This window comes from Pseudarthrobacter sp. IC2-21, from assembly GCF_034048115.1.
GTDB classification, from domain to species: Bacteria; Actinomycetota; Actinomycetes; order Actinomycetales; family Micrococcaceae; genus Arthrobacter; species Arthrobacter naphthalenicus.
In genome coordinates this window covers 3,532,198-3,557,598 of sequence record NZ_CP139145.1, presented here as the reverse complement: position 1 = coordinate 3,557,598, position 25,401 = coordinate 3,532,198, and the positions used below count along the sequence as shown (strand labels likewise).

At 66.4% G+C, this 25,401-nt stretch carries 27 protein-coding genes; 16 read left to right on the top strand and 11 right to left on the bottom strand.

From position 1 onward, the window contains the following. Positions 1-25 precede the first annotated feature (25 nt). Positions 26-640 carry a TetR/AcrR family transcriptional regulator gene (locus SBP01_RS16450; RefSeq protein ID WP_275215517.1) on the top strand — a complete coding sequence of 205 codons (615 nt, stop codon included), beginning with the start codon at positions 26-28 and terminating at the stop codon, positions 638-640. A gap of 3 nt (positions 641-643) precedes the next feature. Here SBP01_RS16450 and SBP01_RS16445 read toward each other — a convergent pair whose 3' ends face one another. Further along, on the bottom strand, positions 644-1,987 hold the full coding sequence (locus SBP01_RS16445; RefSeq protein ID WP_320536526.1) for an ammonium transporter: 1,344 nt from the start codon (positions 1,985-1,987) through the stop codon (positions 644-646). 287 nt (positions 1,988-2,274) lie between these two features. Beyond that, on the bottom strand, positions 2,275-2,511 hold the full coding sequence (locus tag SBP01_RS16440; RefSeq protein WP_320536525.1) for a DUF2630 family protein: 237 nt from the start codon (positions 2,509-2,511) through the stop codon (positions 2,275-2,277). 101 nt (positions 2,512-2,612) lie between these two features. On the opposite strand from SBP01_RS16440, the gene SBP01_RS16435 reads away from it, so the two are divergent. From SBP01_RS16435 to SBP01_RS16410, 6 genes are all read left to right on the top strand, one after another. Beyond that, a complete protein-coding gene (locus SBP01_RS16435; RefSeq protein WP_275215514.1) occupies positions 2,613-3,011 on the top strand; it encodes a DUF3592 domain-containing protein in 399 nt (132 codons plus the stop codon). Positions 3,012-3,074: 63 nt separating this feature from the next. Beyond that, positions 3,075-6,785 carry a nitrate reductase subunit alpha gene (locus tag SBP01_RS16430; protein ID WP_320536524.1) on the top strand — a complete coding sequence of 1,237 codons (3,711 nt, stop codon included), beginning with the start codon at positions 3,075-3,077 and terminating at the stop codon, positions 6,783-6,785. Further along, positions 6,785-8,491 carry a nitrate reductase subunit beta gene (gene narH / locus SBP01_RS16425; protein WP_320536522.1) on the top strand — a complete coding sequence of 569 codons (1,707 nt, stop codon included), beginning with the start codon at positions 6,785-6,787 and terminating at the stop codon, positions 8,489-8,491. Before SBP01_RS16430 ends, narH begins: the two co-directional genes overlap by 1 nt. Continuing rightward, positions 8,488-9,108 (top strand): nitrate reductase molybdenum cofactor assembly chaperone, encoded by a 621-nt coding sequence (narJ, locus tag SBP01_RS16420; RefSeq protein ID WP_275215511.1) that lies wholly within the window; start codon positions 8,488-8,490, stop codon positions 9,106-9,108. The genes narH and narJ overlap by 4 nt, the downstream gene beginning before the upstream one ends. A 2-nt stretch (positions 9,109-9,110) precedes the next feature. Continuing rightward, positions 9,111-9,956, top strand: coding sequence for a respiratory nitrate reductase subunit gamma (gene narI, locus SBP01_RS16415; protein ID WP_320536520.1), 846 nt, complete (start codon positions 9,111-9,113; stop codon positions 9,954-9,956). 39 nt (positions 9,957-9,995) lie between these two features. Beyond that, positions 9,996-11,237, top strand: coding sequence for an MFS transporter (locus SBP01_RS16410; protein WP_414004238.1), 1,242 nt, complete (start codon positions 9,996-9,998; stop codon positions 11,235-11,237). A 14-nt stretch (positions 11,238-11,251) separates the two neighbouring features. Here the strand turns inward: SBP01_RS16410 and SBP01_RS16405 are convergent, their stop codons facing one another. The 3 genes from SBP01_RS16405 to SBP01_RS16395 form a co-directional block, all read right to left on the bottom strand. Then, positions 11,252-11,506 carry a hypothetical protein gene (locus SBP01_RS16405; RefSeq protein WP_320538373.1) on the bottom strand — a complete coding sequence of 85 codons (255 nt, stop codon included), beginning with the start codon at positions 11,504-11,506 and terminating at the stop codon, positions 11,252-11,254. A gap of 87 nt (positions 11,507-11,593) precedes the next feature. Next, positions 11,594-12,016: a YidH family protein gene (locus tag SBP01_RS16400; RefSeq protein WP_320536517.1), complete on the bottom strand. Its 423-nt coding sequence runs from the start codon at positions 12,014-12,016 to the stop codon at positions 11,594-11,596. Between the two features lie 61 nt (positions 12,017-12,077). Continuing rightward, entirely contained in the window at positions 12,078-12,461 is a 384-nt protein-coding gene (locus SBP01_RS16395) for a YnfA family protein (RefSeq protein WP_414004237.1), read from the bottom strand. A 233-nt stretch (positions 12,462-12,694) separates the two neighbouring features. Here SBP01_RS16395 and SBP01_RS16390 point away from each other — a divergent pair, with 233 nt between their 5' ends. The 3 genes from SBP01_RS16390 (at position 12,695) to SBP01_RS16380 (ending at position 15,331) form a co-directional block, all read left to right on the top strand. Further along, the gene (locus tag SBP01_RS16390) at positions 12,695-12,898 is read left to right on the top strand and encodes a hypothetical protein (RefSeq protein WP_275215506.1); all 204 of its coding nucleotides are present in this window, start codon (positions 12,695-12,697) and stop codon (positions 12,896-12,898) included. A gap of 134 nt (positions 12,899-13,032) precedes the next feature. Next, on the top strand, positions 13,033-14,130 hold the full coding sequence (locus SBP01_RS16385; RefSeq protein WP_275215505.1) for a ferredoxin reductase: 1,098 nt from the start codon (positions 13,033-13,035) through the stop codon (positions 14,128-14,130). A 13-nt stretch (positions 14,131-14,143) separates the two neighbouring features. Then, the gene (locus SBP01_RS16380; protein ID WP_320536515.1) at positions 14,144-15,331 is read left to right on the top strand and encodes an acyl-CoA desaturase; all 1,188 of its coding nucleotides are present in this window, start codon (positions 14,144-14,146) and stop codon (positions 15,329-15,331) included. Positions 15,332-15,433: 102 nt separating this feature from the next. Here SBP01_RS16380 and SBP01_RS16375 read toward each other — a convergent pair whose 3' ends face one another. Next, positions 15,434-15,691: a metal-sensitive transcriptional regulator gene (locus tag SBP01_RS16375; RefSeq protein ID WP_275215503.1), complete on the bottom strand. Its 258-nt coding sequence runs from the start codon at positions 15,689-15,691 to the stop codon at positions 15,434-15,436. A 155-nt stretch (positions 15,692-15,846) separates the two neighbouring features. Between SBP01_RS16375 and SBP01_RS16370 the strand changes: the two genes are divergently transcribed. Together SBP01_RS16370 and SBP01_RS16365 are read left to right on the top strand one after the other, a co-directional pair. Then, positions 15,847-17,247 (top strand): MBL fold metallo-hydrolase, encoded by a 1,401-nt coding sequence (locus SBP01_RS16370; RefSeq protein WP_320536513.1) that lies wholly within the window; start codon positions 15,847-15,849, stop codon positions 17,245-17,247. A 115-nt stretch (positions 17,248-17,362) separates the two neighbouring features. Further along, entirely contained in the window at positions 17,363-18,643 is a 1,281-nt protein-coding gene (locus tag SBP01_RS16365; protein WP_414004236.1) for an MFS transporter, read from the top strand. A 20-nt stretch (positions 18,644-18,663) separates the two neighbouring features. On the opposite strand, the gene SBP01_RS16360 is transcribed toward SBP01_RS16365, so the two are convergent. Beyond that, the gene (locus tag SBP01_RS16360) at positions 18,664-19,500 is read right to left on the bottom strand and encodes an alpha/beta hydrolase (RefSeq protein WP_320536511.1); all 837 of its coding nucleotides are present in this window, start codon (positions 19,498-19,500) and stop codon (positions 18,664-18,666) included. Positions 19,501-19,628: 128 nt separating this feature from the next. Then, the gene (locus tag SBP01_RS16355; RefSeq protein ID WP_275215500.1) at positions 19,629-19,826 is read right to left on the bottom strand and encodes a hypothetical protein; all 198 of its coding nucleotides are present in this window, start codon (positions 19,824-19,826) and stop codon (positions 19,629-19,631) included. A 311-nt stretch (positions 19,827-20,137) separates the two neighbouring features. Here SBP01_RS16355 and SBP01_RS16350 point away from each other — a divergent pair, with 311 nt between their 5' ends. Next, positions 20,138-20,908, top strand: coding sequence for a lytic transglycosylase domain-containing protein (locus SBP01_RS16350; protein ID WP_320536508.1), 771 nt, complete (start codon positions 20,138-20,140; stop codon positions 20,906-20,908). A gap of 51 nt (positions 20,909-20,959) precedes the next feature. Here the strand turns inward: SBP01_RS16350 and SBP01_RS16345 are convergent, their stop codons facing one another. Then, the gene (locus tag SBP01_RS16345; protein WP_275213147.1) at positions 20,960-21,379 is read right to left on the bottom strand and encodes a response regulator transcription factor; all 420 of its coding nucleotides are present in this window, start codon (positions 21,377-21,379) and stop codon (positions 20,960-20,962) included. A 59-nt stretch (positions 21,380-21,438) separates the two neighbouring features. Here SBP01_RS16345 and SBP01_RS16340 point away from each other — a divergent pair, with 59 nt between their 5' ends. After that, positions 21,439-21,981: a DUF488 domain-containing protein gene (locus SBP01_RS16340; protein ID WP_320536506.1), complete on the top strand. Its 543-nt coding sequence runs from the start codon at positions 21,439-21,441 to the stop codon at positions 21,979-21,981. Positions 21,982-21,990: 9 nt separating this feature from the next. Here SBP01_RS16340 and SBP01_RS16335 read toward each other — a convergent pair whose 3' ends face one another. Continuing rightward, positions 21,991-22,734, bottom strand: a complete 744-nt coding sequence (locus SBP01_RS16335; RefSeq protein WP_320538371.1) for a GAF and ANTAR domain-containing protein — start codon at positions 22,732-22,734, stop codon at positions 21,991-21,993. A 298-nt stretch (positions 22,735-23,032) separates the two neighbouring features. Between SBP01_RS16335 and SBP01_RS16330 the strand changes: the two genes are divergently transcribed. Both SBP01_RS16330 and SBP01_RS16325 read left to right on the top strand, forming a co-directional pair. Continuing rightward, positions 23,033-23,623: an adenylate kinase gene (locus SBP01_RS16330; protein ID WP_275213149.1), complete on the top strand. Its 591-nt coding sequence runs from the start codon at positions 23,033-23,035 to the stop codon at positions 23,621-23,623. Further along, a complete protein-coding gene (locus SBP01_RS16325) occupies positions 23,620-24,492 on the top strand; it encodes an NAD(P)-dependent oxidoreductase (RefSeq protein ID WP_320536503.1) in 873 nt (290 codons plus the stop codon). Before SBP01_RS16330 ends, SBP01_RS16325 begins: the two co-directional genes overlap by 4 nt. Before the next feature lie 29 nt (positions 24,493-24,521). Here the strand turns inward: SBP01_RS16325 and SBP01_RS16320 are convergent, their stop codons facing one another. After that, positions 24,522-25,337 carry a FadR/GntR family transcriptional regulator gene (locus SBP01_RS16320; RefSeq protein ID WP_320536502.1) on the bottom strand — a complete coding sequence of 272 codons (816 nt, stop codon included), beginning with the start codon at positions 25,335-25,337 and terminating at the stop codon, positions 24,522-24,524. Positions 25,338-25,401 lie beyond the last annotated feature (64 nt).

The following is a 25,401-nucleotide window of genomic DNA, read 5'->3' as shown; positions in this document are numbered from 1 at the left end:
CGCACCCCACCGATAGGATGGACGCATGTCGTCGCTGCGAGAAGCCCAGAAACAGCTGACCCGGGACGTCATCGTCGAACGGGCGCTAGAGCTGTTCACCGAGAAGGGCTACGCCGCCACCACCATCGATGAGGTTGCCGCGGCCGCCGGAACCACGCGCGCCACCTTCTACGCTTACTACCCCTCCCGCAGTGATCTGATGCGTGACTTCATGGCGCGTGTCAACGCTTTCCTGGACCGATCGGATGCCCCTGAACAGGGCACCACCGCCCCGGAGCTGGTGGACGTGGTGCGGGAAGGCGAACTGTCCGGGGTACTGGCGTGGCTGGAGTCACGCGCGGCTCTGTGGCCGGTTTTCCGTCCGTACCTTGACGTGCTGGACGAAGCGGCGGCTGTGGACCGTGAAGTCCGCACCATGCTCGAGGAATGGCACGAAGAGGTCATCTCGGACCTCGTCCGGGGCATGCAGCTGGCCGGCCGCTTCCCGGAAGAAACCCGCCACATCCGGGGAACCCTCGCCTTCACCGCCCTTGATTACGTGGCGACCCTCTGGACGCGGCGCAAGTTCGAACCCAACCGGGAACATGCGCTCGAGATCCTGGCGGAGAACTGGTACCACCTGCTGTGCGATGAAGGCTGACGCCTAGGCGAAGGTATCTTCCCGGGCCTGAACGGGCCGTGCGGAAGGTTCGACGCCGGCACGCACCGCTGCGACGGACGCCGCGGGCACCCGGTGGCCCAGCGGGTTGAAGTGGCCCGCGAGGATCTCACCCAGCGAGTAGGCAGTCTCGGCGTGCTGGGACAGGTCCACGCCCACCGTCTCGGCCTCGTGGCTGACACGGAAGCCGACGAACCGGTTGATGCCCCGGCCAATGATCAGGGTGACAACGCCGGACAGCAGCACGGTGACCACCACGGCCGCGGCCTGCGCCACCAGCTGCTGGAAGCCGCCGCCGTAGAAGAGGCCGCCGCCCTCACCGTCCACCGGGAGGGCGATGAAGCCCAGCGCCAGGGTTCCGATCAGCCCTGCGCCCAGGTGGACACCCACCACGTCCAGGGAATCGTCCAGGCCGAAACGGTACTTGAGGTCCACGAACACGCAGCAGGCCGCCCCGGCTACCAGGCCCAGGCCGATTGCGGCCACCGGGCTGATGTTGGCACAGGAGGGCGTGATGGCCACCAGCCCGGCGACCACACCGGAGGCTGCGCCCAGTGAGGTGGGGTGGCCATGGCGGACCTTTTCCACCACCAGCCAGCTGAGCATGGCCGCGGCCGGGGCAGCCAGGGTGTTCACCCAGATCAGGCCGGCCTGCTCCGCCGTGGTGGCGGCGCCGCCGTTGAAGCCGAACCAGCCGAACCAGAGGATGGCTGCGCCGAGCATGATGAAGGGGACGTTGTGCGGGCGGTGGCTGGGGTCCTTCGCAAAACCGTGGCGCTGCCCCACCACCAGGGCCAGGACGAGGGCGGCCGTGCCCGAGCTGATTTCCACGACGGCTCCGCCGGCGAAGTCGATCACCTGGCCGAAGACCGCGGTCATGGCACCGCCGGCGCTCATGAGCCCGCCGCCCCAGATCATGTAGGCGAGCGGGCAGTAAACCAGGGTGACCCAGACCGGCACGAACAGCGCCCAGGCGCTGAACTTGGCCCGGTCCGCGATGGCTCCGCTGATCAGGGCCACGGTGATGATCGCGAACGTGGCACTGAAACCGGCCTTGATCAGATCGGGGGAGCCCATGAGGTTCTGCAGGCCGAAGTTGGCGAACGGGTTTCCGAAGATGCCCAGGAGGCCTTCGCCCGTGGTCATGGAATAGCCCCACAGGACCCACACCACACCCACGATGCCCGCGGAGATGAAGCTCATCATGATCATGTTGAGCGCCGCCTTGGCCCGGGTCATGCCGCCATAGAAGAGGCCCAGCCCCGGGGTCATGAACAGCACCATGGCCGCCGCGATCATCAGCCAGACGTGTTGCGCAGTGATTGCCACGGCGTCCCTTCCCATCGATCCACATCACCGGGCCTTCTGCCCGGGCAATGCCCCTGATCAATGGTGGGGGTGCCGTGTTTCGTTCTGTGCCGCTGCACGTTGCGTGCTTGTTACGTAACGGGCCGTTGCGTGAAGACCGCGTGACCGGCATGTTTCGGGCACGTTACATGGCTGCCCGCCGGAGCGGAAAAGCCCTGTGACGGCCCCGGGGCGGGAGTCCATATTTCCTCAACGTCACCGGCAGCTCACATCCGGCGGCTCACAACCGGCAGTTCGCAACCGTCCGGCTACTGCTTGTAGCCCTCCACCTCGCGGACTGAGCGGGTGGACGCCTCGTTCGGATTCTCGCCGGACTCCAGCTTGGCCCGGCGCTGCCGCAGCAGGTCCCAGCACTGGTCCAGGCTCTCCTCCAGATGTTTCAGCCTCGACGCATCCGGTGCCTTGCCGGCTCCGGAGGCTTCGCGGAGCTCATGCTCCTCGGTCACCAGCGCCTGAATGCGGCCCAAGATGTCCTGATCACTCATGGCTTCTCCTTTGTTCCATGGCAGGTTCCCTCAGGCTAACCAGTGCTGCCCGAACTCACCAGCGATCCGTTCCGGAGCCAACCACCGGTACCATCATTTCCATGCCCACCGCGCTTGAAATGGCAGGTCCCATCCTGGAGATCCTGACCTGGCTGTGCCTGCCTGCCGGGCTTGCCCTGCTCTTCTACTCCGGCATCCTGCGCCGTTTTGTGCACCCGTGGTCGGTGGCCGAAGCCGTGGTCTACGCCGACGAGAGCGGAACGGGGTTCCGCTGGTTCGACCGCAAATTCCAGGTGCACCACGCGCCGATGTCGCCGTACGACATCAGGGATCTGGCCGTCGGTGACACTCTGCCGATCTACTACCACCCCAAGCGCCCCACCCAGTGGCAGACCGCCACGCCCGAGGACGTGGGGAGGACCGCCGTCGTGCTTGGCCGGGTCCTGACCGGAATCGGCGCCGCGGCGTTCATCGTTGGCTTCTTCCTGCCGATGTTCTGACCCCGTCAGGGAAGAGGGGCCAGGCTATGGCCATATGCGGAGCCATGGCCTAGCGTGTTGCCTATGGCTGCTGGACCCAACGCGGGGTTAGACGGACCCGCCTCTGATGCAATGCTGAAGCTGGGCCGTTTCTTCACGAAGTGGGACCAGACCGAGGACGGCCGGGCGGTGTTCCGGGAGGGCGGCCGCCAGGGTGACATCTTCTACCGCGACCGGTGGAGCCACGACAAGGTGGTCCGCTCCACGCACGGGGTGAACTGCACCGGCTCCTGCTCCTGGAAGGTGTACGTCAAGGACGGCATCATCACGTGGGAATCCCAGCAGACCGATTACCCCTCGGTGGGCCCCGATAGTCCTGAATACGAACCTAGAGGCTGCCCCCGTGGGGCAGCCTTTTCGTGGTACACCTACTCACCCACCCGGGTCCGGTTTCCGTACGCCCGCGGAGTGCTGGTGGAAATGTACCGGGAGGCCAAGGCCCGGCTCGGTGACCCGGTGCTCGCCTTCGCGGAGATCGCGGCGGACCCGGAAAAGCGCCGCCGCTACCAGCAGGCCCGCGGCAAGGGCGGCCTGGTCCGGGTCTCGTGGCAGGAGGCGATCGAGATCGCCGCCGCCGCCCATGTGAACACGATCAAGACTTACGGCCCGGACCGCTGCGCCGGTTTTTCGCCGATCCCGGCCATGTCCATGGTTTCGCACGCGGTGGGAACGCGCTTCATCCAGCTGATCGGCGGGGTGATGACATCCTTCTACGACTGGTACGCCGACCTGCCCGTAGCCAGCCCGCAGGTCTTCGGCGACCAGACCGACGTCCCGGAGTCCGGGGACTGGTGGGACGCCCGCTACCTGATGATGTGGGGCTCCAACGTTCCCGTGACCCGGACACCTGACGCGCACTGGATGGCGGAGGTCCGGTACCGCGGCACCAAGGTGGTCACGGTCAGCCCGGACTACGCGGACAACACCAAGTTCGCCGACGAATGGCTCCCCGCCCAGGCCGGCACCGACGCCGCGCTCGCCATGGCCATGGGCCACGTCATGCTCAAGGAATTCTTTGTGGACCGCGAGGTCCCGTTCTTCACGGACTATGTAAAGCAGTACACGGACCTGCCGTTCCTGGTCCGGCTGGTCAGGAACGACGACGGCGCGCTGACGGCGTCGAAATTCCTCACCGCCGCAGACCTCCCGGCGGAGTCCGGGGCTGAGGATGCGGCGTTCCGCACCGTGCTGTTCGACAAAAAAACGGGGCGCCCCGCTGTTCCGAACGGCTCCATGGGGTTCCGGTATTCCGGCACCGGCGAGGGCAAATGGAACCTAGACCTCGAGGGGATCGAGCCGGCCCTGTCCCTGCGTGAAGTGTCCGGGGAAAGCGCCGAGATCCTGCTGCCCTGCTTCGAGCAGGCGGACGGCACGGGCAGCGTGCTCCGCCGCGGGGTCCCGGTCACCGAGGTGGAAGGCCAGCTGGTGACCACCGTGTTCGACCTGATGCTGGCCCAGTACGGGGTGGGCCGGGAAGGGCTGCCGGGGGAGTGGGCCGCCGGCTACGACGATTCCTCGACGCCCTACACCCCGGCGTGGCAGGAGGAGATTACCTCCGTTCCGGCGCAGGCCTGCATCCGGGTGGCGCGTGAATTCGCCCGGAACGCCGAGGAATCCAAGGGCCGCTCCATGATCATCATGGGCGCCGGGATCTGCCAGTGGTTCCACGGCGACACGACCTACCGGGCCGTGCTGGCGCTGGTCATGCTGACGGGCTGCATGGGCCGCAACGGCGGGGGCTGGGCGCACTACGTGGGGCAGGAGAAGACCCGGCCGGTCACCGGCTGGCTGTCGCTGGCCAACGCCCTGGACTGGGCCCGGCCGCCGCGCACCATGATCGGCACCGGGTACTGGTACATGCACACGGACCAGTGGCGCCAGGACGGCTACTCCGCGGACGCCCTGAAATCCCCGCTGTCCACCGGCGCCTTGGACGGCCTGCACACGGCGGACGCGATGGCGCAGTCCGCGAGGCTGGGCTGGATGCCGTTTTATCCCCAGTTCGACCGCAACCCGCTGGACCTCGTGGACGAGGCGGAGGCCGCCGTCGCCGCCGGCGCCGCGGCGGACACCCCCAGTTATATTGGGGATGCCCTCAAGAACCGCACCCTGAACCCTGCCATCGAGGACGTGGACGCGCCGGAGAACTGGCCCCGGACCCTGGTGCTGTGGCGCTCCAACCTGTTCGGCTCATCGGCCAAAGGTAACGAGTACTTCCTGCGGAACCTGCTGGGCACCCACAACAACGTCCTGGGCAAGGACCACGCCGAGGGCCTCAAGCCCAAGGACGTGAAATGGCATGAGCAGGCGCCGGAGGGCAAGCTGGACCTGCTGGTCTCCGCCGATTTCCGGATGACCTCCACCACGCTGCTGTCCGACGTCGTGTTCCCCGCGGCCACCTGGTACGAGAAACACGATCTCTCCTCCACGGACATGCACCCGTTTGTGCACGCGTTCAGCCCGGCCATCGATCCGCCGTGGGAAACCAAGACGGACTTCGACACCTTCCACCTGCTGGCGCGCGAGTTCTCCCGGCAGGCGAAGACCCACCTGGGCGTCCGCCGGGACCTGGTCAGTGTGCCGCTGCAGCACGACACCCCGGGCCAGCTAGCCCAGCCCGGCGGGATCGTGCGGGACTGGCGGCAGACGGACATCCCGGCCGTGCCGGGGCAGAACATGCCCGTCTTCTCGGTGGTGGAACGGGACTACACGGCCATCGCGGACAAACTCGCCGCCGTCGGACCGCTGGCGGACAAACTCGGCTTCACGGTCAAGAACGTCACGTACAAACTCGCCGGACCCCTGGACCGGCTCAGCCGCTCCAACGGCGTGATGCTCGGCGGCGCCGCGGACGGCCGGCCGGCCATCGACACGGACGCGAAAATGGCCGAAGCCATCCTGGCCTTCTCCGGCACCACCAACGGTGCGCTGTCCGTGCAGGGCTTCAAGGACCTGGAAGTCCGCACGGGCCGCAAACTCGTGGACCTGTCCGAAGGCTCCGAGGAAAAGTTCATCACCTTCGCCCAGACCCAGGCCGGCCCGGTCCCGGTGATCACCTCGCCGGAATGGTCCGGTTCGGAGACCGGCGGCCGCCGGTATGCCCCGTTCACCATCAACATCGAACGGCTCAAGCCGTTCCATACCCTGACCGGACGGATGCACTTCTTCCTGGACCACGACTGGATGACGGACATTGGCGAGGGGCTGCCGATCTATAGGCCGCCGCTGGACATGCACCGGCTCTTCGGTGAGCCCAAGCTCGGCGGCAACGGGGAGCTGGAGGTGGTGGTCCGGTACCTGACGCCGCACTCCAAATGGTCCATCCACTCCGAATACCAGGACAACCTGCTGATGCTCTCGCTGTCCCGCGGCGGGCCGACGGTGTGGATGAGCCCCGCCGACGCCGAGTCCATCAAGGTCCGGGACAACGACTGGGTGGAGTGCCTGAACATCAACGGCGTCCTCGTGGCCAGGGCGATCGTCAGCCACCGGATGCCGGCCGGGGTGGTGTACGTCCACCACGCGCAGGAGCGCACCATCGATGTCCCCAAGTCCGAGGCCACCGGCCGCCGCGGCGGCATCCACAACTCCGTCACCAGGCTCCTGGTCAAACCCTCGCACCTGATCGGCGGCTACGCCCAGCTGGCCTACGCGTTCAACTACCTTGGCCCCACCGGGAACCAGCGCGACATGGTTGCCACCGTCCGTCGTCGTTCCCAGGAGGTGCAGTACTGATGCGTGTTATGGCTCAAATGGGCATGGTCATGAACCTGGACAAATGTATCGGCTGCCACACGTGTTCGGTGACCTGCAAACAGGCCTGGACCAACCGTGCCGGCACCGAATATGTCTGGTTCAACAACGTGGAGACCCGGCCCGGACAGGGGTATCCCCGCCGGTATGAGGACCAGGAGAAGTGGCAGGGCGGCTGGGAGCTGAACAAGCGCGGCAAGCTGGTCCTCAAGGCCGGCGGCCGCGTGAAGAAGCTGTTCGGGATCTTCGCCAGCCCGGTCCAGCCTGAGCTCAAGGATTACTACGAGCCGTGGACGTACGACTACAAGACGCTGATCGATTCACCCCTGGGCGATGACTTTCCGGTGGCCCGGCCCAAGTCGCTGATCACGGGGGAGGACACCAAGATCACCTGGTCCGCGAACTGGGACGATGACCTGGGCGGTTCCACCGAGCACGGCCATTTGGACCCGATCGTGGAAAAAGTCCGCCGTGAGTCCGAGGACAAGATCAAGTTCGCGTACGAGCAGACGTTTATGTTCTACCTGCCGCGGATCTGCGAGCACTGCCTGAACCCGTCCTGCATGGCTTCATGCCCTTCCGGCGCCATCTACAAGCGGGTGGAGGACGGCATAGTCCTGGTGGACCAGGACAAGTGCCGCGGCTGGCGGCAGTGCGTCACTGGCTGCCCCTACAAGAAGATCTACTTCAACCACAAGACCGGCAAGGCGGAGAAGTGCACCTTCTGCTACCCGCGCGTGGAGGTGGGACTGCCCACGGTCTGCTCCGAGACGTGCGTGGGCCGGCTGCGGTACCTGGGGCTGTTCTTGTACGACGCCGACGCCGTCACCGCCGCCGCGTCCGTCACGGACCCGCAGGAACTCTACGACGCCCAGATGGACGTGCTGCTGGACCCGAACGACCCCGAAGTCCAGGCCGAAGCCCGCGCCCAGAACATCCCCGAGGACTGGATCGACGCCGCCCGGCGCTCGCCGGTGTACGCCCTGGCCAAGGTCTACAAGGTGGCCCTGCCGCTGCACCCCGAGTACCGGACCATGCCGATGGTCTGGTACGTCCCGCCGCTCTCCCCGGTGGTGGACCTGCTGCGGGACCAGGGGCACGACGGCGAGGACCACGGCAACCTGTTCGGCGCCATCGACGCCCTCCGGATCCCGGTGGAATACCTCGCGGAGCTCTTCACCGCGGGGGACACAGGCCGGGTCACGGACGTGTTGCGGAAGCTGGCCGCCATGCGCTCCTTCATGCGCGGCATCAGCCTGGGCAACGACCCTGACGATTCCATTCCGGAGTCGGTGGGGATGGACAGCCAGACCATGTACGAGATGTACCGGCTGATGGCCATCGCCAAATACGACGAACGCTATGTGATTCCCAAGGCCCATGTGGAGCAGGCGCACGACCTGGAGGAGATGGGCTGCTCCCTGGATTTCGACGGCGGCCCCGGCATGCAGGACTCCTCCCCGTTCGGCGAAGCCAGCGGAAGGCCCGTCCCGGTGGCGGTGGAAACCTTCAACGCCCTCCGGGACCGGCAGACCACGGACGAGATGGGATCCGGCTCCGGTCTCAGCGGCCGGGTCAACCTGTTGAACTGGGACGGACGCGGGGCGCCGCCCGGGCTGTTCCCGGGACGGTCGCGCCCCGAGCCAAGTTCTTCTGCAGACAGCGTGCCGGCGGAGGAGCTGCCGTGAGCCGGCGCGTTCAGGTGGTGTATCTGGCCGCTGCCTGGTGCCTGTCCTACCCGGACGAGGACCTGCTGGCAAAAGTTCCGCTGATCCGCGCCGCACTGGCCGAATTTCCCGGCGCCGGCCAGGACTTCGACGGCGTCCTGAACCTGCTCGAAGCCTCGGAGCCGATGGACATCCAGGCCCATTACGTCCGTGAGTTCGATCTGGGCCGGCGGCACGCGCTGCATCTGAGCTATTGGACGGACGGGGACACCAGGCGCCGGGGCGAAGTCCTGGGCAACTTCAAAAAGGCCTACCGGCAAAGCGACATTCTGGTGGACACCCAGGGTGAACTGCCGGACTTCCTGCCCATGGTTCTCGAATATGCCGCCCGGGTTGACCTGGCAGCGGGCCGCGACCTGCTGATCCGTTACCGGGCCAGCCTCGAGATGCTCCGCTTCGGCCTGCTGCGCGACGAGTTGCCGCACGCGCGCATCCTGCAGGCCATCTGCGCCACGCTGCCCGGCAAGTCGCCGGCCGACGAGCAGGCCGTGATGCGGATGGCCGGCTACGGGCCACCCACCGAGGCCGTAGGGCTGGACCCGTATGATCCCCGCCTGCTGCCAGTGAAGGGGGCCTGACGATGCTGAATCTCGAAACGGCGCCGGGAGCCGCCGTCGAAATCACCGCATGGGACATTGTCCTCTGGGGTGTCCTGCCCTACGTCATGGTGGTGGTCCTGGTGGGCGGCAGCATCTGGCGGTACAAATACGACCAGTTCGGCTGGACCACCCGGTCCTCCCAGCTGTACGAGTCCCGGCTGCTGCGGATCGCCTCCCCGCTGTTCCACTTCGGCCTGCTCGCCGTGATCGCCGGCCACTTTTTTGGCCTGGTCATCCCGATGGCGTGGACCCAGGCCGTGGGTATGAGCCAGGAGTTCTACCACTTCAACGCGCTGCTGGTGGGAGGCATCGCCGGGGTGGGAACTCTGGGCGGAATCCTGCTGCTGATTTACCGCCGCCGCACCACCGGGCCGGTTTTTATGGCCACCACCAAAAACGACAAGAGCATGTATGTGGTGCTGACCGCGGCCATCCTCTTCGGCCTGTGGACTACGCTGGCCAGCGTCTTTGAGGGCGAACACGGGCACAACTACCGCGAAACCGTGGCGCCGTGGTTCCGCTCCCTGTTCATCTTCCAGCCGGACATCGCGGCCATGGCGTCAGCGCCGTTCTCCTTCCACCTGCACACGCTGGTGGGCATGGCGCTGTTTGTGATCTGGCCTTTCACCCGGCTGGTCCATGCCTTTACGGCGCCGCTGCATTACCTGTTCCGGCCCTACATCGTCTACCGCTCACGCGACCGCGGACCCGGGCAGCCCAAGCGCAAGGAAACCGCCGGAGCTTCCGCCGCCCGCACCACCGGTACGCCGGCCCGCCGCGGCTGGTCCGCCGTCGGAACCCGCGACCGGGACACCCGGAACCGCTAAACGAAACCCAGTACCCAAAGTAGAGGAAAGAGGAATGCCGTGGCCGGATCCGCCACCCCAGCGCCAGCCGATTCAGCCCGGCCGGCACCAGCCGGCCGGACGCTCAATCTTGTGCTCGCAACCTCCGCCTCGGTGGTGGGTTTCTGGGCGTGGAACTCGGTGGCAACCCTGGGTTCGTTCTACACCCAGAACCTCCACCTCAACCCGGCGGCCACCGGGGTGCTGGTGGCGATGCCGGTCTTCGTCGGCTCGCTCGGCAGGATCGTTGTCGGCACCCTGACGGACAAATACGGCGGCCGGGCGATGTTCACCTTTGTGCTGCTCGCCTCCATCCTGCCGATCCTCCTGGTCTCAGTCGGCGGGCTTCTCAGCTCATTTGCGCTGGTGCTCGGGGCCGGCCTGGTGCTCGGGGTTGCCGGCACGGTGTTCGCCGTGGGTATCCCCTTCGTCAGCGCCTGGTACGAACCGTCCCGGCGGGGCTTTGCCACCGGCGTCTTTGGTGCCGGCATGGGCGGCACGGCACTGGCGGCGTTCCTGAACCCGCGGCTGGTAGCCGGCATCGGGTATTTCCCCACGCATCTGCTGATCGCCGGGATCCTGGCGGCAATGGCAGCCCTGGTGTGGTTCCTGATGAAGGAATCGCCGGGCTGGACCCGCAACAACGCCCCCGTGCTGCCCAAGCTCCTGGACGCCGCCAAAACACCGGTCACATGGAAGATGTGCTTCCTCTACGCGGTAGTCTTCGGCGGCTTCGTTTCCTTCGCCACCTACCTGCCCACCTACCTGCGGGACGTCTACAGTTTCGATCCCAGCGGCGCCGGCGCCCGAACCGCCGGATTCGCGCTCGCTGCCGTGCTGGCAAGGCCGATCGGCGGCGTCCTCGCCGACAAATTCGGCTCCAAGCCGGTGGTGCTCGCGTCCCTGGCAGGGGTGGCGGTGCTCGGCTGGGTGGTGAACCTCCAGCCCGACGGCGAAGTCCCCGCCGGCCTGACCTTTGTGGCCATGGCGGCCGCGCTCGGGTTGGGGACCGGAGGCGTCTTCGCGTGGGTGGGCGTACTCGCCCCGCCCGGCAAGGTGGGCAGCATCAGCGGAGTGGTCAGCGCCGCAGGCGGCCTGGGCGGCTACTTCCCGCCGCTGGTGATGGGCGCAACGTACGACGCCGCCACCCGCAGCTACTCCATCGGGCTGCTCCTGCTGGTTGCCACCGCCCTGGTGGCCCTTGCTTTCACCGTCCTGGCGGTGCGCGGTCCCTCGAAAACCGTCCAGGCGGTCAAGGCCTGACAAGCGCCCGCCGTTTAGCCGGCCAGCACCACGGCGATCCCGAGGGCGCCCAGCGCAACCCCCGCAAAGGCGGTCCAGAGCACCGCGGGGGCATCGGCGTCGGCCCTTTCGTGCACAATGCCATGGGAGCTCGCCAGGTACCGCCGCCGCTGGGTCAGATATATAGCCAGGGCCGCGCCCGAGGAGACGGCGAAGAGCAGCAGGATGGGAAAACCGTGGTGGGGGAGCCACCGCAGGAAGATGGCGCTCACGGTTGCCAGCGCCATCATGGTGCGGCCCCAGGCCAGGGTGGTTCGTTCGGGTTGGAGCCCCGGGTCTCCGTGCGGGCTGACCGGCTGCGGTGAGGTGGACACTGTTCAGCGCACCAGAACGGAGACCACAACCACCGCGGCGGCGAGTGCGCCGGCAGCCGCCATGAGCGGCACCACCAGCGGCAGCGGAAGCGGGGTCTTGTTGCGCATGCTCCGTTCCACCCGGACCCAGCGCACCGCCGCGCCCGCGCTCAACAGCATGCCCAACAGAAGGAGCAGCACCGCCAGCATCTTCCGGACGGGTTCGCTGAAAAGGCCGGAGGTGAATGCTTCAATCGCGATTCCGCCCGCCAGCAGCGCAAGGGAGGTGCGGATCCAGGCGAGGAAGGTCCGTTCGTTGGCCAGCGTGAACCGGGGATCGGGTTCGGTGCCGCCGGGCAGGAGCCGTTCAGCTAATCTTCCCCGCGGAGGCAGGGGCGGGGTCGACGGCGGTACGGGGCCGCTGGGCGGTGGCTGGTTGCTGGACACGGGGACAGTTTAGCCGCCGGGAACCGTTTAGCCGCCGGGAACCGGGGCGCCAGGGGGCGGCTCAGCCGGCGTTCCGGGGCGCAAACATGATGACGGCGACGCCCACAAGGCAGATTACGGAACCGGCCACGTCCCACCGGTCAGGCCGGAAGCCGTCAAAAATCACGCCCCAGGCCAGCGAGCCGGCAACGAAGACGCCGCCGTAGGCCGCCAGGATTCTGCCAAAATGGGCATCCGGCTGCAGGGTGGCCACAAAGCCGTAGACGCCCAGGGCAATAACGCCGAGCCCGGCCCACCACCAGTCCTTGCCTTCACGGACGGCCTGCCAGACCAGCCAGGCGCCACCGATTTCGGCCACGGCGGCCAGCACAAACAGCACACCCGTTTTGGCTACCGACACCGTTTCAGCAGGAATGTTCACAGATTCATCATGCCAGCAGGTCATGCAGCCCCTGGCGGGGACGTGAAGCCACAGGCGGCGCATCGGATGCCCTCCTCCGGCCACTGGGGCCCAGGATGCCGGGATCGGAGCACGGCCGATTGCTGGGTCCCTCGGGCGGCGGGCAGAACGTCGAAAACGGCCGGACCCGGCTGGGTGATCTGCCGCGGACGTAATACCCTAAGAGCAACCGGGGCATCGCTTATTCCGGTCCTGCCGCGCTGCACGAAAGGTTCGCTATGTCCGAGAAGCTTCATCTGACGCCGGAAGACGATTTCCCTGAGGATCTTTCCGCCCTTCCCAACCAGGATCTCCAGGTTCTGGACAGCCAGGTGCAGCGCCAGCTCGACTACGAATACGTGGCCGAGGGCGAACCCAATCCGGAGACCGAGTTCAGGCGCGATGACCTTAACGAGGAATTCGAGGAGCGGGACCACCGCTGATCCGGGAACCATCCACAGGCTGCAGCCGTTAGGCTTATAGCGGGCTTGGGGGAACTAACTGCCCTCTATTACAGCATGGCTGCGCAACGGTCAGGAGAGAGAAACATGGCTCGCGCCGCTCAAGGTACAACTGCATGATCCGGCTACGTCAGCTGGCCCAGGCGGCATCCGTCCTGACCACGCCTTTGTCGCCGGAAGATGTCCTGTCACTGTTTAACCCGGTCTTCTCCGCGCGCCAGCTGCGCGGCGTGGTGACCCGGGTGGTCCAGGAAACCGCGCAGTCAGCCACCATCTTCTTCCGCCCCGGCCGCGGCTGGCATTCGCACCTCGCCGGCCAATGGGCCCGGATCGGGGTTGAACTCGACGGCGTTCGCCACTGGCGTTCCTATTCGCTCAGTGCCCCCGCGGGCAAAGATCCCGCCATTACCGTCACTGATGTCGGCGCCGTTTCCGGCACCCTGGTCCGCACCACCAAACCCGGCGATGTCCTGTTCCTCGCCCCGCCGCAGGGCGATTTCATCCTCCCGGAGCATCCCCGCCCGCTGCTGATGGTCACCGCGGGAAGCGGCATCACTCCGGTGATGTCCATGATCCGCACGCTGGTCCCGCGCCGCCCGGATGCCGACGTCGTGCTTGTCCATTCGGCCCGCACCCCCGGCGACAGCCTCTTCCACGAGGAGCTTGCCGAACTCGCCGATCAGTTCCCCAACTTCCGCCTGGCCCACTGGTACACGGGTGAGCAGGGCCGAATGGACCTGACCACCACGGCGGAACTGGACCGGATCTGCCCGGACTGGAAGGAACGTGCCGCCTACGCGTGCGGCCCGGACAGCTTCCTGGATGACGCCGAGGCCCTGTGGAAACAGGCCGCGCTCACCACTGCCGCCCCGGGTTCGGACGTCGCAGTAGCCGGTGACCCCGGCAACCTGATGATCGAACGCTTCAACACCACCTTCGCCGGGGGTGTGGGGCACGACGGCGGCCTCGTCACGTTTGAGGCCTCTGACCGGGAAGTTGATGCCGACGGCGACACCCCGCTGCTCGATGTCGGCGAGGATGCCGGGGTGCTGATGCCCAGCGGATGCCGGATGGGAATCTGCCACAGCTGCCTTACTCCGCTTCTGGCCGGGCAGGTCCGTGACCTCCGCACCAACGAGATCCACGGCGAGCCCGGCCAACTGATCCAAACGTGTGTCTCGGCAGCCGCCGGACCCGTCAACCTCGAACTCTGAGGAGCCTCACCGCATGTCAGTAGTTTCAGAAAGCAAGACAGTTTCCGAAGGCAAGACCGCCCCGGCCGGAGCGTCAAGGACGCGCCCCGGGGCGTTGGCCGAGTCCGGCAGCCCTTCCGTCCGCCCGCCCACCGCCGCGCACCTGTCTGACGAACAGGTCGCCGAGCTGGGCCGGGAACTCGACGCCATCCGCGACAACATCCTGGCCAAACGTGGCGCTGCGGATGCCGCCTACATCCGGCGCATCATCAAGGTCCAGCGCGGCCTGGAGATCTCCGGCCGCGCCGCCCTGCTGGTCAGCAAGAACAAGGCAGCCTGGGTCACCGGCACCACGCTGCTGAGCCTGGCCAAGATCCTCGAGAACATGGAGATCGGGCACAACGTGCTGCACGGCCAGTGGGACTGGATGCGGGACCCGGATATCCACTCCACCACGTGGGAGTGGGACTTCGTCACGCCCTCGCGCTCATGGCAGCACACCCATAACGACCTCCACCACCGCTGGACCAACGTGGTGGGCAAGGATAACGACGTCGGATACAACCTCCTGCGTATGGACGAGAGCCAGCCGTGGGTGCCCGCGAACCTGGGCAACCCGCTGTACAACGCCATCCTGGCACCTCTTTTCGAGTGGGGCATCGCCATCTACGACCTTGAGTTGAACGATTTCAAGGAGGGCAGGAAGTCCAAGGAAGCCCTGCTCAAGGACCTCAAGGCGCTGGGCAAGAAAGTGGTCACCCAGTTCACCAAGGACTACGCCGCCACGCCCGCCGTCGCCATGCTCACCGGTTCCGGCAAGCAGGCGCTCTACGGCACCCTGACGGCCAACGCCGTCCGCAACGTCTGGGCGCACGCGGTGATCTTCTGCGGTCACTTCCCCGAAGGCACGGACACCTTCAGTGAGGAAATGGTTGAAGGCGAAACGCGCGGAGACTGGTACGTCCGCCAGATGATCGGCTCCGCCAACATCTCCGGGTCCAAGTTCATGCACCTGATGACCGGCAACCTGTCGCACCAGATCGAACACCACCTCTTCCCGGACCTGCCCTCCAACCGGTACGCCGAGGTTGCGCCCCTGGTCCAGGAAATCTGCCAGCGGTACGGCCTGAAGTACACCACGGGTCCGCTGCTCAAGCAGGTGGGGTCAACCTGGGGCAAGATCTTCCGGCTGGCACTGCCGGGGAAGGCCGCCAAGGCCTAAGGCAGGGCAGCACAACAGCAGACAGTGGAGGGGCCAGGCGAACGCCTGGCCCCTCCACTGTCTGCTTTTAACCCGCTGTATCCTGGCGCTCACCAAGGGGTGTTAGGCCAGGGAGAGGAAGAGCTTCTCCAGTTCTTTCCGGTCCATCGTGGTGTCCTCACGAACGATGCACTGCTCCAGGCCGCTGGCGATGATGGCGAAGCCGGCACGGTCCAGGGCCTTGGACACGGCGGCGAGCTGCGTGACGATGTCCTTGCAGTCCCGGCCTTCCTCCAGCATGCGGGTGACAGCTGCGAGTTGGCCCTGGGCCCGCTTGAGGCGGTTGATCACCGGTGTCAGTTCAGTCGAATCGAGTTGCATGCGGTCTCCAATGGTCGTGTTCCTTCGGTTAATCATATACCCCTCCGGGTGTTTGACTACCCCCGGGGGTATCTGTGATACTCGGAATGTGTCCGGTGGTTCGTTGCCGGCTTCCCGAACTTTCCCCATCCCCTGAGTCTGAAGGAGAGCACCAGATGCTTATCGAGCGTATTTACGATGAAGACCTTGCCCAGGCCAGTTACCTGATCGGCTGCCAGGCCAAGGGTGAAGCGATCGTGGTGGACGGCCGCCGCGACATTGCCGTGTACCAGGATCTGGCTGCGAAGAACGGCATGAAGATCGTGGCGGTCACCGAGACCCACATCCACGCCGATTACCTGTCCGGCACCCGGGAACTGGCCGCGGCCACGGGCGCGACGATCTATGTTTCCGGCGAGGGCGGGCCGGACTGGCAGTACGGGTTCGAGGGCGAGCGGCTGCACGACGGGGACACCATCACCCTGGGCAATATCACCATCCAGGCCGTGCATACCCCCGGGCACACGCCGGAGCACCTGTCCTTCCTGGTCACCGACGGCGCGTTCAGCGACCAGCCCGGCTACCTGCTCTCCGGGGACTTTGTCTTCTCCGGGGACCTGGGCCGCCCGGACCTGCTGGATGAGGCCGCCGGCGGGATCGACACCCGTTTCGTGGGCGCCAGGCAGCTCTTCGCGAGCCTGCGGGAGAAGTTCCTGACTCTCCCGGACCATGTCCAGGTCCACCCCGCGCACGGTGCGGGCAGCGCCTGCGGCAAGGCCCTGGGCGCGATCCCGTCCTCCACCGTGGGCTACGAACGCCTCTACGCCTGGTGGGGCCCGTACCTGGCCGCCAACGACGAGCAGGGCTTCATCGATGAACTCCTCGACGGCCAGCCCGACGCGCACGCCTACTTCGGCCGGATGAAGCGCGAAAACCGGGAAGGCCCGGCCATCCTGGGCGACCGTGCCCCGCTGCCCGAGCTGTCCACGGAGATCGTTACCGCGGGCCTGGCCGAGGACACCCTGACCTTCATTGACACCCGCTCCAACACCGAGGTCCACCAGGGCACCGTGGCCCGGTCCCTGAACGTCCCGGCCGGCAAGTCCGTGGCCAGTTACGGCGCCTGGGTGGTCAACCCCGAAACGGACACGAATCCGCTGGTGCTCCTGGCCCCCGGCCAGGCCGCCGCGCAGGAGATGTGGGACCACCTGATCCGGGTGGGCATCGATAACGTCGCCGGGTACGTCACCGGCATCGAGGGGCTGCCCGGTTTCACCCCCACGCTGATCCAGCCCGAGGAACTCGAGACGTTCGACGCCGCCATGGTCCTGGACGTCCGGAACAAAACCGAGCACCAGGCCGGGCACATCCCCGGCTCGTACCAGCTCAGCGGCGGCCGGGTCATGTGGCACCTGGATGAGCTGCCCGCGGGCGGCACCATCGTCTCCTACTGCCAGTCCGGTGTGCGGAACTCCGTCGCCGCCAGCGCCCTGCGCCGCGCCGGGTACAACGTCGTCGAACTCGACGGCAGCTACGCCGCCTGGAACGCCCGGCAGAACAGCGTCCCCGCCGCCTAACCCGGCCCACACCACCCCAAGACCGCCCGGGCAGGACCCCCCTCCTGCCCGGGCACCCGGCCCGGGCGTGCCCCCACACGCCCGGGCCACCCCGTGCCTACAGAAAGAAGCAGGAATGCGGCCCCACACCTCCGCCTCCGGAACTGCCGGTTCAACCGCGGCCGTCCTGGGCCTGCGGCAGAACCTCGCCCAGTTCATGCTGTTGGTTGCCGTGAACGCCCTGGTGGGCGGGACCCTGGGCCAGGAACGCACCATCCTGCCGTTGCTGGCCGGACAGGTTTTTCAGCTGGACCTCTACACCAGCGCCCTGACTTACATCCTGGCGTTCGGCGTCGCGAAGGCGGCCACCAACTACTTTGCCGGCACCTTCTCGGACCGCTATGGCCGCAAACCTGTGCTGGTCACGGGCTGGCTGGTGGCCCTTCCGGTCCCGTTCATGCTGATCTTCGGGCCTTCGTGGGGCTGGATTGTTGCTGCCAACGTGGTCCTGGGCATCAGCCAGGGCCTGACGTGGTCCACCACGGTCATGATGAAGATGGACCTCGTCGGGCCCGACCGCCGGGGCCTGGCCATGGGGCTGAACGAGGCCGCAGGCTACCTCGGCGTGGCCGGCACCGCACTGGCCACCGGCTACATCGCATCCACCTACGGGCTGCGCCCCGGCCCGTTCCTGCTGGGAGCGGCGTTCATCGCGGTGGGACTTGGCCTGTCCGTGCTGACGGTCCGCGAAACACGCCACCATGCCCGGACGGAGGCGGCCGCCCACGTCCCGGTGCACAGCGGTACCCATGCCGGACTGAGCAGCCGTGAGGTCTTTACCCTGACCAGCTTCCGGGACCGCTCACTCTCCTCCGTCTCCCAGGCCGGCATGGTGAGCAACCTCAATGACGGGCTGGCCTGGGGTCTGTTTCCCGTACTCTTCGCCGCCGCGGGACTCAGTATTGAACGTATCGGCATCCTCGCCGCGGTCTATCCGGCCGTCTGGGGTGCCGGACAGTTGATCACGGGTGCGCTGTCGGACCGGATCGGCCGCAAGCCGTTGATCGTCGCGGGCATGATCGTCCAGGCCGCAGCGCTGGCGATGGTGGCCCTCGGCGCAGACTTCGGGATCTGGCTGGCTGCCGTCATCCTGCTCGGCGCCGGCACGGCGATGGTTTACCCCACCCTGCTGGCGGCCATCGGCGACGTCGCCCACCCGCACTGGCGGGCACGCTCAGTAGGCATCTACCGGTTGTGGCGCGACGGCGGGTTTGCCGTCGGCGCCCTCCTCTCCGGGGTCATCGCCGATGCCTATGGCATTCCGGCCGCCGTGGGCGTCGTCGCTGCCCTGACGGCAGCATCCGGCACCCTCGTGGCCGTTCGAATGCGCAGGGCGGACCATATTTCCGCGGGATAAGCACCCGTCAGGCGAAGCCGCTACTTCTTCAGGAAGGCGAGCAGGGCCTCATTGACCTCCGCAGAGTGCGTCCACAGCATGCCGTGCGGGGCGCCGTCGATCTCCAGGTACTCGGCGTCGGGCAGTGCCTTGGTGAACCGGCGCCCGGTCACGTCGATGGGCAGGATCCTGTCGGCGGTGCCGTGGACGATCAGGACCGGGACGTCGATCTTGGGGATGTCTGCACGGAAGTCCGTCAGCCACGTGGGCTGGGCTGCGACCAAGGCAGTGGCACCCGCCGCGGCCGCAACGTTCCAACTGGCATCCACGGCCTCCTGGCTGAGCCGCGGGGTGCCCAGGAACGTGTCCGTGTTGTAGAAGTTCTTGAAGAATTCCCTCAGGAACGCGTACGGATCGGCGGTGACGGCTTCGGTGAGCCCATCAAAAACGTCCTGCGGAACGCCGTCGGGGTTATCTCCGGTCTTCAGCACAAAGGGTTCCAGGGATCCCAGGAACACGGCCTTGGCCACCCGGGACGATCCGTAGGTGCTGATGTACCGGGCCACTTCGCCGGTGCCCATGGAGAAGCCGGCGAGCACCACCTCGTTCAGGTCCAGGGTGGTCAGGAGGGCATCGAGGTCCGCCGCGAAGGTGTCATAGTCGAAGCCTTCGGCGGGCTTGCTGGATTTGCCGAAACCGCGGCGGTCGTAGGTGATGACCCGGAAGCCGGCCGCCAGGAGTGCGGCGGTCTGCTTCTCCCAGGAGGCGCCGTCCAGGGGATAGCCGTGGATCAGGACCACCGGCTGTCCGGTCCCGTGGTCCTCGTAGTAAAGCTCAATGTCCGTGCTGTTCTCGGTTCCAACGGTGACGTAGGCCATCAGGTCCGTCCTTTCGAGGGTTCGGAAATCAGGTTCGGGCGGCGCGCAAGGCACCGGGTAGTCCCTACTCTAGGGAACGCCCGCGCGGGCTCCAAGGAGCAGGTCTCAAGGAGGGGCGTGAGGGAGGGCTACTTGGACGGTTGGGGCAATTCGCACTCAACCTTGGGGTTGACGCCCATGTAGTTCAGGGGACCCGCGACGATGGTCACTGCCACCGTGCCGGCCTGGGCGCAGTTCCCGGGGGCGCTGCCGAAGTAGCCGCGCTGCCAGGCGGCGATTCCTCCGATGATCAGCCAGATGACAATCAGTGCTCCGAGAAACTTCATGGTGTCCTCCCATGGCCGTGGCCGCCTGTGCGTTCAAGTATGCGCCGTTAACCGAAATCGATACAGCACCGACCCGCCCCGCCCCGCCCCCCCGGGACGCTCTCTCACTTAATGTGGCTTAATTCCCGATGCTCTCTCACTCTCTTGAGGAAAGTGAGAGAGCATCGCCCGAAAACCCGCATTAAGTGCGAGAGCGTCCTGAGGGGAGGGGCGGGACGGGGGGACGTGGGCCGGGGGAGGGCGGCGGCCTGCACCCCGGTTCCGGCGGTTGCCGTTCTCCCGTCGGACTTCAACTCGATAGGATCAACAGCGTGCTCCGACTCAAACGCCTTGCCGTTTTCTGCGTATTCGCGATTTGCGTGATCACCGCAGGGGCGTTCTGGGTGCTCCGGGAGTCGGGCGCGGACGCCGGCACGGCCCTTCCACCTCCGCCGCCGCGTGCGGCCGTTAAACTCGAAACGCTCTCCACCGGCCTTGCCACTGCCGTCAATGTCACGCGCAACGCGGACGCTGAGTGGCTCGTCCAGGCTTCCGCACAAACCGGCATACCCGCCCGCGCGCTTCGGGCTTACGTCAGTGCGGCTGGTGCTGCCAATCATGCCGCTCCGGGGTGTGGGATCGGCTGGAATACGGTGGCGGCGATTGGCTTCGTCGAGTCCGCCCACGGAGCTTACGGCGGCGGAAGCCTGTCTGCCGCCGGGCAGGCGACCGGGCCGATCGTCGGGCCGAGCCTGGACGGCGACGGATTTGCCGCCATCGCTGATACCGATGCCGGCGTGCTGGACGGGGACCCCCTCTGGGACCGAGCCGTGGGACCCATGCAGTTCATTCCCTCCACCTGGAAGCTTGCGGGACAAGACGGGAACGGTGACGGAAAAGCGGACCCCTTCAATGTCGACGATGCCGCCCTCAGCGCGGCCGGCTATTTGTGTGCTCACGGCCGCAATCTCTCCGCCGCAAACGGGTGGACTGCGGCCGTCTACTCCTATAACCAGTCCGGTGCCTATGTGGATCAGGTGCGCCGCCAGGCCACGTCCTACGCTGAAGAGACCGCCGCGAGGACCAGCACGGGGCTGAACTAGCGGGGTCCGGCGCGGGGCTGAACTAACAGGGCCCGGTGAGGGCGGGACCGCCTAGTGAGGCTGGCAGGAGGCGGGGTTCTGGCCCGTGCCGTCCTGGCTGACAACGGTCACCGGACACAGCTGCAGTGCCACCTCACGCAGTTCCTTGGGGCGAAACGGCTTGGTCAGGTAAGCGGCGGCCCCGGAGGCCATGCCGGCCAAAATGTCATCCTCTTCGGACCTGGCCGACAGGAACAGCAGGGGAGCGGCATTCAGGGCGCGGATGGCGCGGGCCACCACGTGGCCGTCCATGTCCGGTAAGCCAAGATCCAAGGTGATGAGCGAAATGCCGGGATCCGCGGCGGCCGCAATGCCCTCCGCGCCGGTGGCCACCGTGCGCACGTCAAAGCCCGCACGGATCAGTACCACGGTGATCAGCCCGCGGATGTCGGCGTCGTCCTCGATGACGAGGCAGACTTGTTGAGTTTCCATAAAGCCCCCAGAGCCAGCTTCCCACCAGTCTACGGCTGCGTGGGTGGAGAATCGCTACTATGACGCCTTCCGTGCCACACCTGCCGCTGCTGACCGTTGGCCACGGCACCACCGCCCAGGAGGACTTCAAGGCCCTGCTGGCTTCGGCGGGAGTCCAATCCCTGGTGGACGTCCGCATTGCTCCCGGAAGCCGGAAGTTTCCGCACTTCGGCAAGGACCTGCTGACGCAATGGCTGCCAGAGGCGGGCGTGTCCTACCGTTGGGAGCAGCGGCTCGGCGGATTCCGCAAGCTGCCACCGGATTCCCCGGACGTGGCACTGCGCAACGAATCGTTCCGGGCCTACGCCGCGTACATGCGGTCGCCGGAATTTTCCCTGGCCCTTGACGAGCTCCTGGCACAGGCAGCACAGGAGCCCGTGGCCATCATGTGCAGCGAGACCGTGTGGTGGCGGTGTCACCGCCGGCTCATCTCTGACCACGTGCTGCTCCTCCGCCACGTGGACGTGCGGCACGTGATGCCCGGCGGAAGACTGGCGCCCCACCAGCCCACCTCCGGCGTGCGGGTCAACGGGAGCGAACTGGTTTACGACGCCGGGACCTAGTGCCGCCGGTTACTCGTCATAGTGGGTTTCCGCAGGGCCGTGTCCCAGGGCGTTGACCACGGCGGCGGCGACGGTGTGCAGCTTGGAGTTGCGGGTGCTGGAGGCGGCCTTGAGAAGACTGAAAGCCGCCTGCTGGCTGCACCGGTTTTGGGCCATGATGATGCCCACAGCCACGTCGATCACGGTGCGGCTCTCAAGGGTGGCACGCAGGTGGGCCGCGGTGTCACTGTAATGCGCGAAACGGACCGCCAGGCGCAGGGCCAGGGACGTCTGGCGGACAAAGTCCTCGGCGGTTTCGAGGATGCGGCCCTCAAAGCGGCCGGCACGGTGGGAGTACAGGAGCAGGGTGGCTTTGGTTTCGCCCTCCAGCTCGAAGGGAATCGCCAGCACGGACCGGACGCCATGGGCCAGCACCGCTGCGGAGTACCCGGGCCAGCGGTCCTCGTCTCCCAGGTCGGGGACATGGACGGTGCGGTGGCCCTCGGCCGCAGTGATGCCGGGGCTGTCGCTGGACTGGTACTCCAGCTGGCTGATCACTTGGGCGGGATCAGCGCTGCTTGCCACCGTGGCGGCCTTGCGCTGGCGCAGGAGAGTAATGCCGCACAGCACTTCGTCACCGGGCACGCAAAGGGTGCGCGCTGATACGCGCGCCAGTTCGGCCAGGAACTCCTCAACATCGGTGCTGTTGAGGAGTTCTTCATGCAGGTGATCAGTAATTGATGGAGCTGTATTTGCTGTCGACTCGCCGGCCACGGTTCTTGGTGCCATTCACTCAGGTCAAGACGACCCGGCAATCCCGGCGCACATCCTGCCGTGACGGCTTGAGCGTGGCAGGAATCGCTGGATCGACGAACTGTCCAACGGCCTGCTGCTAAACCGATAACCAGAAGTATATACAGCCCTGGCCAGAGCAAATGTCACATTCAGGGGCCCTGCCGGACGGCGCGGACTCTGGCGTTGTGCGGCCACTTGCGGGCAGAATGTAGCTCACGTTGGCGCTGCCGGCGGTTCACCCGAAGCCAACCGGCCATAACGCCGCGGAGGGACAGCTATGACCAGACTGCTCATCATCGGGCCGCCCGGCTCCGGCAAGGGAACTCAGGCGGTCCACATCGCCAGGCATTTCAAGGTCCCTGCCGTATCCACGGGCGAAATCTTCAGGACCAATGTCAGCGCGGAGACGCCGCTGGGCCAGGAGGCAGCGCAGTATCTCGACGACGGCGCTTTTGTCCCCGATCATCTCACCAACGCGCTGGTCCGGGAGCGTCTGCGTGACAGCGACGTCCGGCCCGGGTTCCTGCTGGATGGGTATCCCCGCACGGCACCTCAGGTCATGGAACTGGACAACATGCTCGCCTCGCTCGGCCACCGGCTTGACGCGGTTGTTGAACTCCGCGCCCCGGATTCCGAACTCGAGCAGCGGATGATCCAGCGCGCCAAGGAACAGGGGCGCAAGGATGACACCGTGGACGTGTTCCGGCGCCGGCTGGAACTGTACCACCGCGAAACCCACGAAGTGGTGTCGGTTTATGCCGGTCGGGGCATGGTGGTATCGGTGGACGGCAGCGGGGAGCCCGGTGCCATTACCGAACGGGCAATTGCCGCCGTCGAAAAGTTCCTTGCAGCAGGAGTAGCACCATGAGAATTGCAGTAACCGGTGGAAGCGGAAAGCTCGGGCGGCATGTGGTCCGCAGGCTCAATGATGACGGACACCAGGTCCTCAACCTGGACCGGACAGGTGAAAGGAACCCGGGACTCGCCATCGTGGACCTGCGAGACTACGGCCAGGTATTGGATGTGCTGCTGGGCCTGGACGACAGGCACAACGGGTTCGACGCCGTCGTCCATCTGGGGGCGATCCCGGCGCCGGGCATCATTCCGGACGCCGCCACGTTCGAGAACAACATGCTCTCCACCTATAACGTCTTCCAGGCGGCACGGCGGGCTGGCATCAAGAAGGTGGTTTACGCCTCGAGCGAGACCGTGCTGGGGCTGCCTTTCGACGTTGACCCGCCCTACATCCCGGTGGATGAGGAGTACCCTGCCCGGCCCGAAAGCACCTACTCCCTGGTCAAGCACCTTGAGGAGCAGATGGCCATCCAGCTGACCCGGTGGGATCCCGATCTGAGCATCACCGGCCTGCGGTTTTCCAACGTGATGGACCCGGAGGACTACGAACGGTTCCCGGAGTTCGACGCGGACGCCGCCTCCCGGAAGTGGAATCTCTGGGGGTACATTGACGGACGCGACGGGGCCCAGGCGGTAGCAAGGGCGCTGGAACACGGCAAGCCGGGTTTTGAAGCGTTCATCGTAGCCAACGCAGACACTGTGATGTCCCGGTCCAGCGCCAGCCTCGTGGCGGAGGTGTTCCCCAACGTGCAGGTGACCAGGGAACTGGGCGAGCACGAGACCTTGCTCTCCATCGACAAGGCCAAACGGCTGCTCGGATTCAAACCCGAACATTCATGGCGTTCGTACCACCCGAGCCGCCGCACGCCGACCGAGGACTGAGCGACCAGGCAGTTCGCCATGGGACCGCCTTAAGCGGGCGGTTGGGAACGGGAGTCCGACGGCGGCCGCTGGGGGGCGTCGTCGGGCTCTCCCGCCTGCCGGGACGGGTCCTGGTCTGCGCCCGCGTGGTGCTCGGACCAGATGTGCCCCACCTCTTCGGCGAACTGTTCCACGATCCTGCTCATGGCTGCATGGGCGGCGCCGGCCTCGCCCCGCTGGATGGAACTGGCCACATCAACGTGCAGCTGCAACGCTTCGTGGTGCGGCAAATGCGGCATGAGGCCGTGCTCGGCCCTGCCGGTCAGAACTTCGGCCACCAGGTTCTGGAGCTGGGAAAACATGGCGTTGCCGGAAGCCCCAAGCACCGCGGCATGGAATTCAACATCAAGCCGGAGGAATTCCTCCTGGTCTCCGCGCTGGCCGGCGGACCATAGGCGCGCTGCCAGCGAAACCAGCTCGCTGCCGGCGTCCCAGGAGGCACGCTCAGCGGCGAGCCGGGCGGCCTGCGGCTCGATGGCGCCGCGCAGTTCATTCAGCGCCTGGAGTTGCTCCAGGCGCCGGGATGAGGCCAGCCGCCAACGGATCACCTGGGGGTCGTAGAGGTTCCATTCCTCTTCCGGCTGCACCACGGTGCCAAACCGGCGCCGCGACGCCAGCATGCCCTTGGACGACAGGACCCTCGCCGCTTCCCGGACCACGGAACGGGACACGCCGTGCTGCGCCTCCAGCTCATCCAGCCGGACGATCGAATGCGGCGCCAGCGACCCCTCGGCAATGGCGAGTCCCAGGCTCTGAACCAACGCTGCATGCCGGTCGATGGGAGACTCCGCCTTTGGGGTTTTCATGGCTAAATCATACTCGTTACCCAATAAGGGTTGTTTAAGTCTGCCTTATTTACCTATGCTCTTC